Raw genomic sequence first — 18,085 nt, 5'->3', positions numbered from 1 at the left:
GGATGCTTCACTTACTGAGGCAGTGGGGCGTGGGTTGAACACCCGCTGTTAGTCGCCCGGCGCAGCGTGCCCCTGTTATAAAAAGGATAAAAGATGGGATATACTGATTCTAGACCAGATTTTTCTAACTATTTGGCTCATTTTACTTCAAACAGAAAAACTTGTAGTCAGAGTCAAGATAATCCTACATTGAAATTTCAAAAAATGGATGCAATGGAAAGACTAATTTCTATTTTGAATAGTAAAAAAATTATAGCTTCTACTATGCCATGGATAAAAGCAAATGCTGTTTGTTTTACTGAATGTCCATGGTCAAGTCTATTGCAGCATACAAAAAACTATTCTGCTTATGGGATAGGCTTTACAAAACCACATATTTATGTTGCTGGTGGAGGTCCTGCTCTATATTTAAAAGAAGATTTGTTAAATGCTCAAAATTGGGATGATAAAGTTAAGCCATTCATGACACCTTTTATACCACCTTATGGTACAAGTAATCATAAAAAAAACAGTAAATTTCCAAAATTTGTCGACTATACACATAAGAGAGAATGGAGAGTTCCACATGATTTTACTTTTAACGTAGATGATATACAATTTATAGTAGTTGCTAAAAACTCTGATATTGAACAAATTGACAGAATAATAAAGTGGAAAATTCCCAAAGAAAAATTTCTCTCTATCGAAATGTATAAAAAAATTGAAAGCCTATGGCCGACACACATTTCATAATAAATCACTGGAGAGAAATATTTGACTATATGGCTCAAATATTTCTCAACTCAAACGTTGAGTAGCACATGCTAAAATGGATAAGAAAACTCCAGCATCGTCCGAAAGGTGGTTCTCAGACCAAAAGCAAGTGGAAACAGGGCGATGCTGTGGATGGAACTGAACGTGACGTCCAGTGTGTCACTGGAGACAATCCGATTCATCGGCGGAAAGATGATGTTCTCGGACGTGCAGACATGGCTCACTCGTTCGCTGAACATGTCCTGTCGCTGGATGTGACCGAAGGTGCCGTCGTTGGCGTTCTCGGTCCTTGGGGCTCTGGTAAGACTTCATTTGTCAACCTTGCTCGAGAGTGCCTGGAATGCAATTCGGTCGCGGTCCTCGACTTCAATCCTTGGATGTATAGCGGAGCAGACCAACTTGTTGAGTCGTTCTTTGTTGAGCTTTCCGCACAGCTAAGGCTTCGCCCTGAGCTTTTTGAAGTTGGCAAGGAGTTGGAGGACTACGGTGAAATCTTTTCTGGCATGAGCTGGCTACCTCTCGTTGGTCCGTGGATTGAACGAGGTCGTGCAGCCACAAAGATCTTCGCTAAAATCCTCCAACGCAGGAAAAAAGAAGGTATATATGGTCGCCGTGCGAAGGTCGTGAAAGCTCTTGGCGCTCTTGACAAACCCCTTACCGTAGTGCTCGATGACATAGATCGTCTTACCACTCCAGAGATCCGTGATATCTTCAAACTTGTTCGGTTGACCGCGAATTTTCCAAACGTAATCTATATCCTAGTGTTTGATCGTATTCGAGTGGAAGAAGCTCTCGCTGAGCACAGAATCCCTGGCCGTGACTATCTTGAGAAGATACTCCAGGTGGGCTTTGATCTTCCGGCGGTGCCGGCTCACGTTCTTAACAAGCAGATCTTGACCGCGATTGACAATGCGCTTTCCACGGTCGTTAACACAGGGCCCTTTGATCAGAACGCTTGGGCCGACATTTTCATGGAGATCATCAGGCCGCTCCTTCAGAACATGCGGGATGTCCGTCGTTATGCGGCTGCTATTCGCGGTACGGTACAGGAACTCGGAGGATCAGTCGCCCTTGCCGATGTGCTCGCATTGGAGGCCATTCGAGTTTTTCTCCCCGACGTGTTCAGAGAGTTGCATGGAGCCGTGGAAGGACTTACTACCCCCTCTGGCCTCTATTATCGCGGTGACGAAGATGCACCACATCTAAAGGAACAGGTCAAGCGATTGATGCAAGCTGCCGAGAGCCGTGCGGATGTCGTCCAGGCACTCATCCAGCGTCTATTTCCAGCGGGGGAACGGCATATTGGCGGCTCAAACTATGGCGAGGATTGGAAGAACGGTTGGCTTCGCGAGCGGCGCGTTGCACATGAAGAAGTTCTTCGCGTGTACCTTGAGCGGGTTATCGGTGAAGGGCTTCAGGCGTTGACCGACGCCGAACAGGCGTTTCCCCGCATGGCTAACCGCGAAGCTTTCGACTCTTACCTCCGTTCACTTGACGCGGAAAGACTGCAAGATGTCATCTCATCTCTAGAGGTATACGAGGAGCAGTTCGCTCCTGAACACGTAGTTCCGGGGAGCGTAGTGCTGCTTAATCTCTTGCCAGAGCTGCCTGAGCGCGACCAAGGAATGTTCAATCTTGATAGCCGAATGGTCGTAGGGCGAGTTGTGTACCGTCTCGTACGCACACTTAAGGAAGACAACGCGATAGAAGAAGCAATTCGACAGATACTTCCTAAACTCACCACCCTGTCTGCGAAGGAGCAACTGATCACTATGGTGGGATACCGCGATGGAGCCGGTCACAAACTCGTATCGGAAGTGGTAGTACGTGAACTTGAAGATTCTTGGCGTGCCGAGGTCCGCGCGACGACCGCAGACCGACTAGCCAAGGAAAAAGAACTTCTTAGAATACTGCTTCTCACAAAGCGAGAAGCAGGCCCAGCGGAACCGGCACTTGATATTCCCGACTCCCCCAGCGTGACTCTTGCGCTTCTGCGATCAGCGCGTAGCGACGTACGAAGCCTGGCGCTTGGAAGCCGGGCGGTTCGTCAATCCCCCCGACTAGCCTGGGACGCGCTTATTGAGTTGTATGGCAGTGAGGATATCCTCAGGGAGAGGATCAACAAACTGAAAGCTACGCAGTCAGAGGACGTCAATGGGGTTCTGGAATTGGCTGACAAGTATCTTGGTGGCTGGCGATCGAGTGAGTTTGGGGACGCATAACATGGCACAGTGGTAGCACTGAAAATTTACTCGTGATTCTTTTCATCAGCTATGAAGGTTTGTTGGCATGTTGCCTGAGAACAGCATGTAACTGACGGTGTGTAGCACCGCTGCTGCTAATGACTGTTCATCATCCATCCAATATATAAAAAGGCTCTAGACTAGCAGCATTCTCCCCACATTTCCGTTAAAATACCCCCAAACCAACTAAACGCAAGAGACAGGAGTCGCCATGTCCACATCGACTACCATCCAATGCCCCAACTGCGGAACCCTTATCGATATCGACGCCATCTTCTACAAGCAGGTGGAGGAGAAGTTCAAGGAGCAGCAGCTCGAAGAGCGCCGGAAGCTTCAGAAGGAGCTGGAGGACAGGCGCAAGGAGTACAAAGCCCATTTCGATGCCCTCAAAGCCAAAGAGGAGCAGCTTCGCGAAGAGAAAGAGCGCTTCGACGAGGAGTTGCGCCGGGCGACGAGGGAGCAGCTGCGCAAAGAGCGCTCCAAGCTGACCGAAGAGCTCAAGGGCGAGCTGGCCAAAGAGCAGGCCGAGGCGATGGCCCTGATGCAAAAGGAGCTGGAGGAGAAATCGAAGCAGATCCGGGAGCTCTCGGCGGCGAAGATCGAGATCGAGCGGCTCAAGCGCGAAAGGGAGGAGCTGGCCCTCAAGGCCAAGGCTGAGGCCGAAGCGGAGCTCAACAAGCGCTTGGCCGAAGAGAAGGCCAAGGCTCAGAAGTATCTGGAGGAGATGGCCCAGAAGAAGCTCAAAGAGATCGAAGAGGCCCAGGCCCTCAAGCTCAAGGAGAAAGATGAGCAGCTCAAGCAGCTCCAGCGCTCTTTGGAGGATGCCAAGCGCAAGGCGGAGCAGGGGAGTATGCAGGTGCAGGGCGAAGCCTTGGAGTTGGCCATCGAAGGCTGGCTCAGAAGCCAGTTTCCTTTCGACAGCATCGAGGAGGTCAAGAAGGGAGCCTTCGGCGCCGACTGTATCCAGACGGTGCACACCCGCGATGCGCAAAACTGCGGGGTGATCTGCTACGAGTCGAAAAACACCAAAGCCTGGAGCGATGCCTGGATCGGCAAGCTCAAGCAGGATATGCTCAAGGTCGGGGCCGATATCGGGGTACTGGTGAGCTCGGTCTATCCTCCGGGGATGGAGCGGATGGGCTGGGTGGACGGTATCTGGGTCTGCTCCCTGGAAGAGTTCAGGGGTTCGGCAGCGCTGCTGCGTGAGAGCTTGATCCGCGTGCATCAGGCGATGCAGCGGGAGGAGAACAAGGCTGATAAGATGACCCTGCTCTACAACTACCTCACCGGCAACGAATTCCAGATGCAGCTGCGCGCCATTGTGGACGGGTTTATGCAGATGCAAAATGAGCTGGACAAGGAGAAACGCTCTCTCATGGCCGCCTGGAAACGTCGCCAGAAGCTCATCGACAGCGTCCTGGCCAATACGACGGAGATGTACGGAGCCCTACAGGGTATCGCCGGGGGGAATGCTCTGCCGAAGATCGATGTGCTGGAGTTACCGGAGGAGCCGGAGGAATGATCTGAATGTGGTGTTTAACCTGTGGTCCGAATAATGTAAAATTTCCTAAAAGTTTTTTATATTAAAAAAGCCCTTTTTGAACTCCATATTACTGAAGGCTTGGAAGATTTTTATCAACCTGACAACCCGGTTGAAGTCTGAAACTACAAAATGAATTGATGAATGTGTAGGCGTCTTTTACTGCCAACAATCTAGGTCTATTGGGATCTCTAAACTCTTCCGGATTTATTTCATCAGATTGTGTAATTGCTGGCGTTGATGACTGAGGCTCCTATTGAGAGCAGTTCGATAATGCGGTGACAAGTCGAGTCGGCGCCCTGTTTGATGAAGATTATTTCGATACCGGAGGATTGCTTATCATAGAAAGAATTGGCGTAGTAGTGCAAGCCTGCTCCGGCAAAAAACTTAGTAATAAGTGCAATTCTGCTAATATCAAGAAGGATGGAAATGGAACATAAATATAGCTGACGATCGGATGCGATCTTTGGGCAACAGAGAGAAAGAATAGGAGAAGATGAAAACAGATTTGGAAAAACTCAAGCAAGTGACCGTGCTGTATTGCGAAGATGAGCCGGAACTGCGTGAAGTGACTTCTTCCCTGCTTGATCGTGTTGTCCTGCGTGTTTTGAGTGCCAAAGACGGAGCGGAAGGATTAAGGCTCTTTCAGGAGTACCGTGACGAGATCGATATGGTAATTACCGACATCAATATGCCGAACCTGAACGGTCTGGAGATGACTAAAGCCATCAAAGAGATGGTACCTTATATGCCGGTAATTGTTACGACAGCCTACTCAAGTACCGATCATCTTTTTGAAGCCATTGATATCCATGTCGACAAATATGTCCTCAAACCCCTGGATGCCAAGAAACTGCTTGAAGCCATGGAACAGTCGATGCTTTATCATGAATTACGCAGTTTATGTCGTGATCCGCTTACAAATCTCAAGACACGCAACGCGCTGATTCGGGATCTCGAAAAAAGTGGGGACAACCGCCTCGTTTTGGTCGGAATCGAAGAGTTTAGTCATATTCAGGATTTGTATGGAGAGGAAATTAGCACCAAAACACTTGTAGCATTGACACAGAAATTTCACAAATTTTTTGATGATCGGTATGAGATCTACCGGGTCGGTTTTGACCGGTTTGTTCTTTGGGATCGGCATCCTGAGCGAGCGGTTGAAACGGTTTATCCTGCATTGGAAGCTTTTGAAAAGGAGTGTAACAAACAGGGTGTATCGGTTGCCGGGATTCCGATCCACCTGATCCTGGTCTTTGCCTTGGCACACTCGAATGACGGGCATACGCTCTATTACACCCAGTATGCCTTGCGCAAAGCTATGAAGTCGCATTTGAAATTTATTGTCTATAATCCCGAAGACGACAAAGACAGCATCCAACATAAAAAAAATATATATTGGACTCTTGAATTGCAACGGGCAGAAGAGAGTGGAAAATTTGTACCGTTTTATCAGCCGATTGTTGATACCAAAACCCAAGAGATTGACAAATATGAAGCTCTTATTCGTTATGTGGATGAAACCGGTAAACATGAGCTTCCTGCCGCCTTCCTGGATATTGCCAAAAAAAGCCATCTCTATTCTATTATAACGCGGGTGGTATTGCGACACGTCATCGAAACCGTACGTACCAAGAAGGTTCGCGTCTCGGTCAATATCTCTTATATCGATTTGGTCAATCAAGATAGCTTAAACGATATCGAGACCCTGTTGGAAGAAAATCCGGATGAGGCAAAGCTGATTGATTTTGAAATACTTGAGAGTGAAAAGATCGATAATTACGACTTGATGGGAAACTTTATTGAGGCAGTACGCCGTTACGGATGTCGGGTCGGAATCGATGATTTCGGTGCCGGATACTCCAATTTCAGTATACTCGAAGGATTACATGTCGATTTTGTCAAGATCGACGGTTTGTTGATTCAGGGGATTCACCGCTCACACCGGCAGGAGTTGATCGTGGAAGCGATTTATGAGTTTTGTAAGAAATTGGGAATCAAAACCGTAGCGGAAATGGTCAGTTGTGAAGAGGAGTATGCCGTTATCAAGCGTATTGGGATCGATCGGGTGCAGGGATGGTATCTTTCGGAAGAGATAAGCAGGGACGATATACCGGATGCTTAAACGCAAAACCTTTCGCAGTGACATTCGTCAAAAAATGATCGCACTCTCTTTGATCCCGATGATCATCATCGGACTTCTGGGGTCTCTCTTGATCTATCGGGCTGAAGTGTCATTACAACGGAGTGAACATACCCGTCTGTTGAATGTGGTTGAGCGCTTGAGCGGTGAATATTATCGTCGGGTACACTTGCTATTTAATGTCATACAGCACAAGATTGTAGAGGAGGATGAAGCCTCTATAAAAAATGCATTTGACTACGCTCCTGAACTGGTGTCAATTATAGAAATAGATAATCAAGGGAAGATACGTCGTATCTATGCCCGAGACCAATTGATTTCGCAACCACACGCCCTCGATCCTCATCTCAAAAGGCTGCTTGAACAGGTTCGTTCAAACCCCGATGCCCAAAATGAGACGGTATATTACTCCAAGACACAAGAGTCTGTCCTCCTTGCTTATGCTTTCCGGTTTCGGGATCACTTCTACATCATTCAGGTCGATCCAAAACATTTCTTTGAGCAGTTAAAATATCTTCTCCAAAAAAAAGAGCTACGCTCTATCGCTATTATTGATGACAAAGGGGACTATATTTATAGTACCCGTGATGAGAATCTCTCACGTAACACTGTCTCTTTTTATAAAGACGGGGCATATGCGGCTGCGGTTAAAAACTCTGATCCGTATACGGTGACGGAATTTCCGGAGCACTACCGGGAGGGGGATTCCTTTTGGAAAGGGTGGTTTGACGAAGATAATTTTCTCTCTTATGCCCATTTGCCTGACTTCAATTGGATGGTTGTAGTGCGGGACCACAGGGATCAGTTGGATAAATATCTGCAGAAAATATTGTTGGTCGGATCGTTTTTGATGGTGTTGATTTTGCTTGTGACGATCATCAGTGCGCGGATGATGAGTAATCGTATCGTCAAGCCGGTGGAACAGATTATTCAGAGGATCAATCTGTTTGCGATGGGATCAAAAGATTTCCCTGCAATGGACAGGGAGAAAACCTATCCCATTTTCGAGAATCTTATCGAGAGTTTTGAAACGATGCGCCGTAAAATCCGTGCGCGGGAGCAGAAACTCAAAGCACAGATCCAATCCAATGATCTCATGCAGAAACGGCTTGTCCAGCAGGAGAAAATGGCAGCGATGGGGGAAATGATCGGCAACATCGCTCATCAGTGGCGTCAGCCGCTTTCGGTGATCTCAACCCTGGCTACCGGGATGAAAACCGAAAAGGAATTGGGCATTCTCAATGATAAGGGCTTGATCAACTCCTGTACCCAGATCAATAACAATGTACAGTATCTTTCGGAAACCATTGAAGATTTTCGACAGTTTATCCGAGGAGATCATGAGAAAGAGACCTTTGATGCCGAAGAATTGATTGAGAGCCTCAAAAGTCTGCTCAATGTCCAATTGAAACGGCATGAGATTACCCTGGAGACCTTTATCGAGCCGGGATTGAAAATCCTTGGGTATCGCAACGACCTTTTGCAAGTTTTGATCAATCTGGTCAACAATGCCAAGGATGCTTTTTTGGAAAAAGGGGAAGAGGATCGTTATATCGCTGTTCGAATGGAGCGTACAGAAAAAGGAGCCGTCTTGATCCGGGTCCTGGATAACGGCGGCGGCATCGATGACGCAATTTTGCATCGGATCTTCGAGCCCTATTTTACGACCAAGGATAAATCCCAGGGAACCGGCCTGGGATTACATATGACCTATCGGCTGATTGTGGAAGGGATGGGCGGAACGATTCAGGCCAGAACCGTTACGTTTACCTATCACGATCGTCAGGTCAAGGGGGCGGAGTTTACGATCATCCTCCCGGAAGATGAGACGAGTGAAGCGCCTAAGAGTGCTTGAAAGAAGAATCACTTCAATCGCGGTTATTTGACGCTATAGGTTCCAAAGAGGAGAGAAGATGCCTTCCGCCGGCGATATTTTGATGGTCCACAGCAGATTCCAACGACGAAGCTTCGCTGCGCATACGCATGAGGGCTATTCGCTCTCGTTGGTGCTAAAGGGGGTGCACCGCTTTGCGATCGAGGGGCAGAGGATGGAGGCCGGCCCCGGGATGGTGCGGGTGGTGCATCCGTTTGAAATACACGAGACGCTGCCGAGCAGTTGGGAACATCTCAACTTTTCCGTCCCCACGAAGAGGATCGAATCACCGGCAAGAGCGATGAGGATGGAGGTGCCGGTTTTGTTGCGTCAGGTGATCGACGATGCGGTACTCTCGGAAAAGATGCTTTCGCTGTGGACAAAAAGGGCGGATGCGGACCGGCGGCACGCCGAGGAGACGCTGCTGATCCATCTGCTGGAAAAGCATCGGGAGGATACGCCGCCTGCTTCGGTGTCGATCCCCGCCGATCGATCCCTGGAGGAAGCCCGGATCTTCATCCACGCCCACGCTTGCGACCCTGATATTTCGCTGGAAGCTATGGCGGCTCGGGCTTCGATGAGCAAATACCATTTCCTCCGGCAATTCAAGCGCCGTTACGGCCGGACACCCCATCATTATCTCCAGAATATCCGCATCGATTGTGTACGTCGCAAATTGGCTCTGGGCGGTTCTCTGGCGCAGATTGCGCTGGAGTGCGGCTTTTATGATCAGTCCCATATGCTCAAAACTTACCGGAAATTCTACGGCCACACACCCGGCAGTATCGAAAAATAGCAATATTTTCCTAGAACTCAAAGACTGCACAGGGGTACAATCCCGGCAAAAAAGGTTTGCCGTGAGCCTCGACAACTATTTCAATTATCTGCTCATCGCTGTGCTGACGATCATCAGCCCCGGTGCGGCGATCCTCCTGGCGATCAACAATGCGATGCGGATGAATCTGCGGGCTGTGCTCTTCTCGACCCTCGGGAATATCCTCGGTCTTTTCTTGCTGGCGACCGTGGCGATGTTCGGCGTGGGGGTGCTCTTTCAGACTTCGCCGCTCTTTTACAAGTGGCTCAAGTGGCTTGGCGGTGCCTACCTCGTCTATCTCGGTATCGGCCAAATGCGCAATCACCATACCCATCTCGTGATGAACCGGGAAACCCTTCATAGGGCCTGCAGCCCCTGGGCCGTCTTTCGCAAGGGCTTCCTCGTTGCCGCGACCAACCCCAAGCCGATCCTTTTTTTCAGCGCCGTCTATCCGCTTTTTATGGAGCCGGGGCGTGATTCCCTGTTGTCATTCGGGATTATGACGGTGACTTTTCTGGCGATATCCTTTACTTCTCTGATGACCTACGGATACCTCTCGACCCGGGCCAAAGCCTGGTTTTTCGATGAAGAGAAGTTGAAAGGGTTTTATCGGATCTCGGGGGCATTGTTTGTGGCGATGGGGGTCGGATTGGCCCTGTGGGGGTGAGATGTCCAGTCAGGAGCGTAACAATTCAGAAGACAATCAGATGAGATTGATTAATTTGAACTTGCCGCATTCAGGGACTTGGTGTGAAAGTAGATTTCTATTTTCTTAAATCACCAGACTTTGCAAAAAAGCATTGAACGCATTGGCAAAGGCGTGGGCGTCTTTGACGGTAAAGGGTTTGGGACCTTTGGTGATCTCTCCGCTTTCACGGATCGATTCCATCAGATTGCGCAGGGCCAGGCGCTCTTTGATGTTTTCGGGGGTATAGCGCTCTCCCCGGTGGTCGATGGCGTGGGCACCGGCGCTGAGGGCGCGGTCGGCGAGGGGGATGTCGGCGGTGATGACCAGATCTCCGGGGGAGAGGAGCTCGACGATGAGGTCGTCGGCCCGGTCGGCGCCCTGTTCGACGAGGATCATTTCGATATGGGGAGAATTGCCGATGTGAATCCGTTTGTTGGCGATCACTTTGGTAGGGATACTCCGCCGCTCGATGCCCCGCAGAAGGATCGGTTTGAGGAGATTGGGCAGGGCGTCGCCGTCGAGGTAGAGGGTCATCGGATCACTTCGAATTCCGAAGTGAATTTGTAACTCTCTTTGGGCTTGAGACGGACGGTGAACTCCCGCACGAAGGCGGTGAGCTTCCTGACGGAGCAGGGGCCGCTGCAACTGCTCTTGAGCCGGATGGTGCCGCCGTAGGTGGGGATTTGCTCCTCGATCTTGAGGACCCTGGGGACGTCGCCCCGGTTGTGGAGGGTGTATTGGCTTACGACGTTTCGGTAATTATCCCGGGCAATGTATTTGAGGGTCTTTTTGGTGCCGGTGACATCGAAGAGGGTGCCGATGCTGAGATTGACCCGCTCGTCGGCGGGGGTGTTGCCCAGGCGGCTCTCCCCGATGAAACGGAAGGTGCCCGAAGCGTCAGGGCTGTACATCCGCACGATCCCCCTGGGCAGAGGCAGGCCCAGGCCGTTGGAGGCGCTGTTGCGGAAGGTCAGGGTATTGAGAAAGCTCAGCCGCAGTTCTCCGCTGCGCTGGAAGCTGTGGACTTTGGCCCGGGCAAATTGGCGGTAGGTGATCCCCGCTTTTTCCAGGAAACGGATCTGCTTTTTTTCTTTGGCACGGATCGTTTCGCGAAAGGGGATCGTGTAAAGATGGTAACCGGCGAAGGACTCCTCTTTGACATTGGGTGCCGCCATCGCCATCGTTTTATAGATCGCGCGGGGCATCGGGCGCTTCTCCTCGGTATGCACCTCTCCGGCGAGGCAGTAGATTTTGGCGTGGGGATAGCTCACTCCGGTTCGGTTGTCCACGGTGATCCACCCTACCAGGTCGAAGGTGTGTTTTTTGGGATGGAGGTTGAGCACATAGTCGCTGCGCCAGCTCAGGCCGCGGCTGAGGTATTTGAGATCCACGTCGAGGGGTCCGGCTTTGGGGGTTTGGATATGCCAGACGAGGCTGGGGCGGGTGATCATCGTCGGTGGGATCGTCGGGAAGACGACCTGGGAGGGGTCTTTGAGAGTGACGATGCGCCCCTTGCTCTCGGTCCGGATCATCACCGAGGGGGCGGCGGAAAGGAGGAGGCCCTCTTTGAGGTCTCTCGATTTTGGATCGGGGCGGTAGAGGACCTTTTGGCCGATACTCTTTTGGAGCATCGAAGTGAGGGAGATTAGGTCATAGACGTAATTTTGGGAGTAGAGGGTCACGGGAATGCCGCTGAATTCGGGGATCACGCTGCTGGGAATGACGGTATTGGGGACATTCTGATAGACCAGCCGCTGATCGCCCGCCGGGACGCTGACTTGGCGCTTTTCGTGGATGAAGGCCCGGTCGTTGGTGTAGATGGTCAGTGAAAGATTGCTGTCGGAGGGGGGAATGACCGTCGAGGCGGCCATTAGCGTACCGAGTGTCAGGGTGAATATGGGAATGAATGCTTTCATCAAATCCTCCTTCTTGCCAAATTGTATCGTATAATAGAGCCACTTTTTTCAAAAGAGGAGATGTCTTTGAGCCGGATCGAGAACAGCATCGAAGCGATCACTCTGGGATCATTCGACGGGATGCATGTGGCCCATCAGGCCCTCATCGAAGCAGCGGAGGCGGTGGCGGTGATCGAGCGCCAGAGCGGGACCCTGACCCCGGGATACAAGCGGAGCTGGTACACCGACAAGCCGATGGATTTCTATCTCTTCGATCGGATCCGTTCCCTCAGTCCCAAAGCCTTCGTTGCAATGCTCCGGGAGCACTATCCCAGGCTCCGTAAGATCGTCGTCGGTTATGATTTTCATTTCGGAGTGGGGCGCGGGGGGAACGCCGAGACTCTCAAAGAGCTTTTTGACGGAGAAGTGCGCATCGTTCCCGAGATCAAGGTAGAAGGGGTGCCGGTCCACGCCCGGACGATCCGTGAACTGTTGCGAAACGGGGATCTGGCCCTGGCCAACCGGCTCTTGGGGCGGTGCTATCTCATCGACGGGGAACCTGTGCGGGGGCAGGGGCGAGGAAGCCGGGAATTCGTCCCGACCATCAATCTCCAGGTCGAGGGGTACGAGCTGCCCGCCGAAGGGGTCTATGCCGGCTATACCCATCTGGGAGAAGCGTGCTATCCCAGCGTTATCTTCCTGGGGTACCGGGACAGTACCGACGGGAGCTTCGCCGTGGAGACCCATCTGCTCGACAAGATAATCGGCCCGGTCGAAGAGCCCAGAGTCGCTTTGGAGTTTGAAGCGCTCCTGCGTCCCAACCGCCGTTTCGACAACCCGGCTGAGCTCAAAGAGCAGATCTATCTCGATATCGAAAAGGCGATGGCGCGGCTGGGGCTGGATTAAGAGCTCTCTTCTTCACTCTTTTCACGGGCATCTGCGCGTTCTTTCCGCCGATCATCACGTCTCTTTCTTCTCTCCTGTCGCGTTCTGTCATGCCGGGCACGTTTGATCTGAATGTTTCGGTAGATGTTGTTGAAGCGTTTGTATTGACGTTCGTTGAGCTTCACCTTGGAGTGCTCGATATCTTCTCCGTATTCGATCTCCAGGAGATCCGACTTGCTCATTTGGATCTTTTGGGAGGGGAAGACGCTGCGGTGCCCCGAGACCAGGAAGCTGATGACGATACTCACTGCCGCATAGTGGGCCACATCCATCCCGAAAAGTTCCATCGCCATTACGGTGGCCGAGATAGGGGCATTGGTGGCGCCGGCGAGGACGCTCACGAAGCCCAGGGCGGCGAAGAGGGCCAGCTGATGTGCACTGCCAAAGAGCCCGCCGAACCAGTGGCCGCTGGTGGCGCCGATGTAGAAGATGGGGGTGATGATCCCGCCGCTTCCCCCCGAGCCGAGGGTGACCGCGGTGTAGAAGATTTTGACCAAAAAGGCGTACCAGGGCAGAGAATCGGTCCCGAGACTGCTGTCGACCTTCATCGCTTCGGAGATAGTATCGAGCCCCAGGCCGAAGTAGTGGGTGCCGAAGACAAAAGAGAGGAGGATCAGCAAAACCCCGGCGCCGAAGGCTTTGAAATAGGGGTTCATCGGGATCTTTTCGACGGCATCTTCGGTCCGCTTGAGGGTGGCGATGATGAGCCAGGCTACCAGGCCGAAAAAGACCCCTCCGAGCATTACTTTGGCGATGAGCACCAGGTCGATGTAGTAGTGCTGGAAGTAGCTGATCTCGTAATAGGTGTAGTGGGCGCCCAGGTATTGGGCGGTGAAAAAGGCGCTGAAGCCGGCGACGAAGGAGGGGAGCAGCACTTCATACATCACTGCACCGACGACCAGCACTTCGATGCCGAAGATCGCCCCGGCAATGGGGGTGCCGAAGACGGTGGCGAAGCCGGCGCTGATGCCGCAGATGACCAGCTTTTTGCGGTCCTGCCTCGAAAAGTGCAGGAGATCGGAGATGGCCGAGGCGGTTCCCGCACCGATCTGCGCTCCGGGGCCCTCTTTTCCCGCCGATCCGCCGGTAACGAGGGTGATGACGGTAGTGAGGAGTTTGACGGGGATGACGGCGACGTCGATCTTGCCGTTACGCTTGTGGACCGCTTCGATCACCTTTTCCGTCCCGTGACCCTGGGCTTCGGGGGCGAATTTGCGGGTGAGCCAAACGCTCAGCACCAGGCCCAGGGGCAGGAGGTAATAGTAGTGAAAAGGCAGAAAGCTCCGGGCCGCTTCGCCATAGGCGAGGATGTTCAAAAAGAGGGTAACAATGGCCCCGATGACGATGCCGATGAGCCCAGAGAGTACGGTCCACTTGGTGACACTCAATAAAATCGATGGATGTTCGGTCGGAAATTTCACGATCGCTCGCCTTTATTGCGGACTTTCATCAATTATATCACTCCCATTTTTAACAGGATTTAACAAGAAGGAAAACTGCTATAATATTTCCAATTTTTCATCAATATCAAGGATCAGGCGTGAGTGAATTGGAACAAGTCGATCGGGATTATGTGCTGGGCTCCTATGCCAGAAACTACACCAACTTCGTCCGGGGTGAAGGGGCGAAGCTCTATGACGACACGGGACGGGAGTTTATCGATTTCGGTAGCGGGATCGGGGTCTGCAGCATCGGCCACGCTCACCCGAAGCTCAGCGAAGCCCTCTGCGATCAGGCTTCCAAACTGATCCACGTCTCCAACCTCCAGGTGATCGAGCCCCAGGCGCGCCTGGCGGAGCGGATCGTGAAGCTCAGCGGCTACGATATGCGCTGCTTCTTCGGCAATTCCGGAGCCGAAGCCAATGAAGCGGCCCTGAAGATCGCCCGCAAATACGGGGAGACCGCCTTCGACACCAAGCGCTACAAGGTCATCACCCTCAAACACTCTTTCCACGGCCGCACTATCACCACCGTCAAGGCGACGGGACAGAAAGAGATGCACAAACCCGACTTCTCCCCCTACCCGGCGGGCTTCGCCTATGTGGAGAGTATCGACGCCATCTACGATGCTATCGATGATGAGACCGTGGCCGTAATGATCGAGCTGGTCCAGGGCGAAGGCGGGGTGCAACCCTTCGACAAAGGCGAAGTTCAGGATTTGGCCAAATTTTTGCGCAGTCGGGATCTGCTGCTGATCGTGGACGAGGTGCAGACCGGAGTCTATCGCACCGGCGAATTCCTGGCGTCCCAGCTCTATGAAATCGAGCCCGACATTATCACCCTGGCCAAAGGTTTGGGCGGGGGTGTGCCCATCGGGGTGGCGATGACCCGGCTCAAGGAGATCTTCAAGCCTGGAGATCACGGCAGCACCTTCGGGGGCAACTATCTGAGTACCCGGGCGGGATTGACCGTGCTGGAGGTTTTGAAAGCGGAGCAGGACCGGGGAGCCCTGGCGGAGCGGATCGAGATTTTCAGCAGTTATCTGAAGGGCTTGGCTGAGCGTCTGCCCGAGTATTTTACCGAAGCAGTGGGGCTGGGGCTGATGCGGGGATTGCGCTGCGTGGATGCCGAAATCCAGGGGGCCATTCTCAAGGCCGCCTTCGACGAGGGGCTGATCGTGCTCAAAGCGGGGCGTAATACCGTGCGCTTCCTCCCGCCGCTGACCATCACCCGCGACGAGATCGATGAAGGGTTCAAACGCTTTGAAAAAGCTCTGGCTACTCTCTAATCTCCTGCTCCTGCCCCTGGCGGCGCAGAGCGATTTGGAGAATTACCTCTCCCGGGAGAAAAACCTCATCCTGGATTACCAGGAGCAGGTCAATCAACTCCAGAGCGATGTGCTGCGCAAGAGCTGGATCAATCCGATCATCTTCAGCTATAGCGACAGCAGCGACGATCAGTCTCTGGCAGGCAAAAGCACACAGCGGACCTGGAGCGTGGGGATCGACCAGCCTATCTTCAAAAGCGGCGGGATCTACTATGCCGTCAAATTCGCCAATGCCCAGGAGGGGGCCACCGCTGCCCAGATCCGGCTCCAACGCCGCCAACTCATCGTTCAGGCGATCGAAACCCTCTTCGAACTGCGCAAAAACCGCCTCCAGCAGCGGCAGCTTCGCCTCAAGATCCGCAACGACAAGATCGATATTCGGCGCAAGCGGGAGCAGTATGACGCCGGGGTGATCGACAGCAGCTTCCTCAATCAGGCGATCCTCCAGCGCAACCGCGACCAGACGACGCTGCTGGCGCTACAACTGGCAGAGAAGAATCTTCGCAACGCCTTTTCTCTGCTGAGTGACCGGAATCCCGATCGGCTCAGACTTCCCAGACTTCACTTGATTCGGGCGAAAGAGTATCGGCAGAACAACCTGGAGCTTCTGGCCCAGCGCCTGCGGGTGAGCCAAAGTGAATATAACAGCAAAATGACTTGGTCGAAATATCTTCCCACTTTCTCGGTCAATGCCAACTACTACGATAATGATTTCGACACTCCGATGCCGGGGATGCGTGACGACTATTACCGTTACGGTTTCCGGGTCTCGATGCCGCTGAACATCAACGCCCCCCACGATATCGAAGCGAGCCGGGTGAAGTTTCTCCAGGAGTCGGTGCAGCTGCAGGATGACCGCCGCAAAGTGGAGAGTGAATACCGCCTGGTCATCGATACCCTCAAGATCATCGACAAAAAGATCGCCCTGGCACACTCCGACGAGCGGCTCTACCGAGATCTGCTCAAGAGCACCAGGGAACAGGCCGCTGCGGGGGAGAAGACCCAACTCGATGTAGAGACGATGCGCAACTCGATGAATATGGCCAAACTCGATGCTCAGATCTATGGGATAGAACGGCAGATCCAATTGCTCAAACTCTATGAAAAAACGGAAAGTAACGAATGAGTAACCGAGCAACCGAGCAACCGAGTAACCGAATGAAACCTTATGGTTTCAAGTGAGGAGTGAGGAGTGAGGAGTGAGGAACTGAATAACGGAGTAACCGATCAGCAAAGCAAGCAACAAATCTCCAACGACCAACGACCAACGACCAACGACTCAAAAAACAATCCAAAATCCAAAATCCAAAATCCAAAATCTCCCTCCGGCCCGGTTCCCTTCAGCACCTATATGAATGAATGGCTCTACGGCGAGGGGGGCTACTACAAGACTTTTCGGGATATCGGAAAGGGTGGGGATTTCTATACCGCGGTAAGTACCAGCGCCTTTTTCGGTGCGGCCATTGCCAATCACTTCTGGAAAGGGATTCAAGAGGGGCGGATCCCTCGGGATGCCTGGCTTATCGAGATCGGGGCCCATCGGGGTTATCTGCTGGCCGATATGATCCAGTGGCTCTACAGCTGTGACCCCTCTTTGCTGGAGACGATGCGCTTTGGGATCGTGGAGCGGCAGGAGGATGTACGCAGGATCCAGCGGGAGTATTTCGCCGAGCGCTTCGGCAGCGGGGTGGCACTGGAGCAGTTTGCTTCCCTGGATGAGGTACGGGTCCCCTACGCTCTCTTTGTCTCCAACGAGATCTTCGACGCCTTTCCCTGCGAACTCTACAAAGAGGGAGAACAGGCTGTGGTGGAAAATCACCACATCAGCTGGGTCGATGCAGAGGATAAGCTCAAAGATTTTGCCGAGCGCCACCGCCTCGTCAAAGGGGAGATCGCCGTCGGCTACGAATCCTTTGCCCGGCGGGTGGCCGAGGCGGCGGAGGCGCTGGAGTTTGTCAGCTTCGACTACGGAGAGAAGTATGTGCGCAATGACTTCTCCATCCGGGTCTATCGAAAGCACGAGACCTTTCCCCTCTTTGACGAAGAGTTGAACCTGGCCCAAGCGTACCAGGAGAGCGACATCACATACGATGTGAACTTCGGCCACGTGATCGAAGCTTTCGAGGGGGCGGGGATGCGATGCGACGCCTACGAGACCCAGGCCAGGGCTCTGGTGCGTTACGGCCTTGTCGACATCCTGGAAGAGTATGCCAAGATCGCCGCTCAGGCCGACTATCTGCGCCAGGCCGACCGGATCAAAACGCTGATCGCTCCAACGGTGATGGGGGATCGATTCAAAGTCGTGGAATTTTCCAAGAGGTAAAGATTGAGCTAAAGCGGTTTTTCGGGTTGCTAAAAATCCTTTAAACCTTCGGTAATATGGTGCCTAAAAAGGACTTTTTTACAGATGGCTTGTAAAAAAGT

At 52.4% G+C, this 18,085-nt stretch carries 14 protein-coding genes; 11 read left to right on the top strand and 3 right to left on the bottom strand.

Translation table 11 applies throughout. The features are described 5' to 3' along the window. Positions 1 to 93: 93 nt before the first annotated feature. The 7 genes from NITSA_RS08290 to NITSA_RS08260 all read left to right on the top strand — a co-directional run bounded on the left by NITSA_RS08290 (position 94) and on the right by NITSA_RS08260 (position 10,033). Positions 94 to 732 (top strand): abortive infection system antitoxin AbiGi family protein, encoded by a 639-nt coding sequence (locus NITSA_RS08290; protein ID WP_013554575.1) that lies wholly within the window; start codon positions 94 to 96, stop codon positions 730 to 732. A gap of 149 nt (positions 733 to 881) precedes the next feature. Then, entirely contained in the window at positions 882 to 2,975 is a 2,094-nt protein-coding gene (locus NITSA_RS08285) for a KAP family P-loop NTPase fold protein (RefSeq protein ID WP_223162227.1), read from the top strand. Between the two features lie 232 nt (positions 2,976 to 3,207). After that, complete coding sequence (locus tag NITSA_RS08280; protein WP_013554573.1) at positions 3,208 to 4,518, top strand: DUF2130 domain-containing protein; 1,311 nt, start codon at positions 3,208 to 3,210, stop codon at positions 4,516 to 4,518. A 514-nt stretch (positions 4,519 to 5,032) separates the two neighbouring features. Then, positions 5,033 to 6,661: an EAL domain-containing response regulator gene (locus tag NITSA_RS08275; protein ID WP_013554572.1), complete on the top strand. Its 1,629-nt coding sequence runs from the start codon at positions 5,033 to 5,035 to the stop codon at positions 6,659 to 6,661. After that, positions 6,654 to 8,534 (top strand): sensor histidine kinase, encoded by a 1,881-nt coding sequence (locus NITSA_RS10940; RefSeq protein ID WP_013554571.1) that lies wholly within the window; start codon positions 6,654 to 6,656, stop codon positions 8,532 to 8,534. The genes NITSA_RS08275 and NITSA_RS10940 overlap by 8 nt, the downstream gene beginning before the upstream one ends. Before the next feature lie 58 nt (positions 8,535 to 8,592). Beyond that, entirely contained in the window at positions 8,593 to 9,348 is a 756-nt protein-coding gene (locus NITSA_RS08265) for a helix-turn-helix domain-containing protein (RefSeq protein ID WP_013554570.1), read from the top strand. Between the two features lie 61 nt (positions 9,349 to 9,409). Continuing rightward, complete coding sequence (locus NITSA_RS08260) at positions 9,410 to 10,033, top strand: LysE family translocator (protein ID WP_013554569.1); 624 nt, start codon at positions 9,410 to 9,412, stop codon at positions 10,031 to 10,033. Between the two features lie 105 nt (positions 10,034 to 10,138). Here NITSA_RS08260 and NITSA_RS08255 read toward each other — a convergent pair whose 3' ends face one another. Together NITSA_RS08255 and NITSA_RS08250 are read right to left on the bottom strand one after the other, a co-directional pair. After that, positions 10,139 to 10,588, bottom strand: coding sequence for a YaiI/YqxD family protein (locus NITSA_RS08255; RefSeq protein WP_013554568.1), 450 nt, complete (start codon positions 10,586 to 10,588; stop codon positions 10,139 to 10,141). Next, positions 10,585 to 11,970 carry a DUF4139 domain-containing protein gene (locus NITSA_RS08250; RefSeq protein WP_013554567.1) on the bottom strand — a complete coding sequence of 462 codons (1,386 nt, stop codon included), beginning with the start codon at positions 11,968 to 11,970 and terminating at the stop codon, positions 10,585 to 10,587. Before NITSA_RS08250 ends, NITSA_RS08255 begins: the two co-directional genes overlap by 4 nt. 66 nt (positions 11,971 to 12,036) lie before the next feature. Here NITSA_RS08250 and NITSA_RS08245 point away from each other — a divergent pair, with 66 nt between their 5' ends. Then, on the top strand, positions 12,037 to 12,855 hold the full coding sequence (locus tag NITSA_RS08245) for a bifunctional riboflavin kinase/FAD synthetase (protein ID WP_013554566.1): 819 nt from the start codon (positions 12,037 to 12,039) through the stop codon (positions 12,853 to 12,855). Here NITSA_RS08245 and NITSA_RS08240 read toward each other — a convergent pair. After that, positions 12,852 to 14,315 carry a chloride channel protein gene (locus tag NITSA_RS08240; RefSeq protein WP_013554565.1) on the bottom strand — a complete coding sequence of 488 codons (1,464 nt, stop codon included), beginning with the start codon at positions 14,313 to 14,315 and terminating at the stop codon, positions 12,852 to 12,854. The genes NITSA_RS08245 and NITSA_RS08240 overlap by 4 nt on opposite strands. A gap of 119 nt (positions 14,316 to 14,434) precedes the next feature. On the opposite strand from NITSA_RS08240, the gene NITSA_RS08235 reads away from it, so the two are divergent. From NITSA_RS08235 to NITSA_RS08225, 3 genes are all read left to right on the top strand, one after another. After that, complete coding sequence (locus tag NITSA_RS08235) at positions 14,435 to 15,622, top strand: aspartate aminotransferase family protein (RefSeq protein WP_013554564.1); 1,188 nt, start codon at positions 14,435 to 14,437, stop codon at positions 15,620 to 15,622. Further along, positions 15,579 to 16,787: a TolC family protein gene (locus NITSA_RS08230; protein WP_083799868.1), complete on the top strand. Its 1,209-nt coding sequence runs from the start codon at positions 15,579 to 15,581 to the stop codon at positions 16,785 to 16,787. The genes NITSA_RS08235 and NITSA_RS08230 overlap by 44 nt, the downstream gene beginning before the upstream one ends. A gap of 66 nt (positions 16,788 to 16,853) precedes the next feature. Beyond that, a complete protein-coding gene (locus NITSA_RS08225) occupies positions 16,854 to 17,984 on the top strand; it encodes an SAM-dependent methyltransferase (protein ID WP_013554562.1) in 1,131 nt (376 codons plus the stop codon). Positions 17,985 to 18,085 lie beyond the last annotated feature (101 nt).

Source organism: Nitratifractor salsuginis DSM 16511 (assembly GCF_000186245.1).
Classification (GTDB): Bacteria; Campylobacterota; Campylobacteria; order Campylobacterales; family Sulfurovaceae; genus Nitratifractor; species Nitratifractor salsuginis.
Note: the sequence above shows the minus strand (reverse complement) of the source record. Positions and strands in the feature narration are given on the sequence as shown.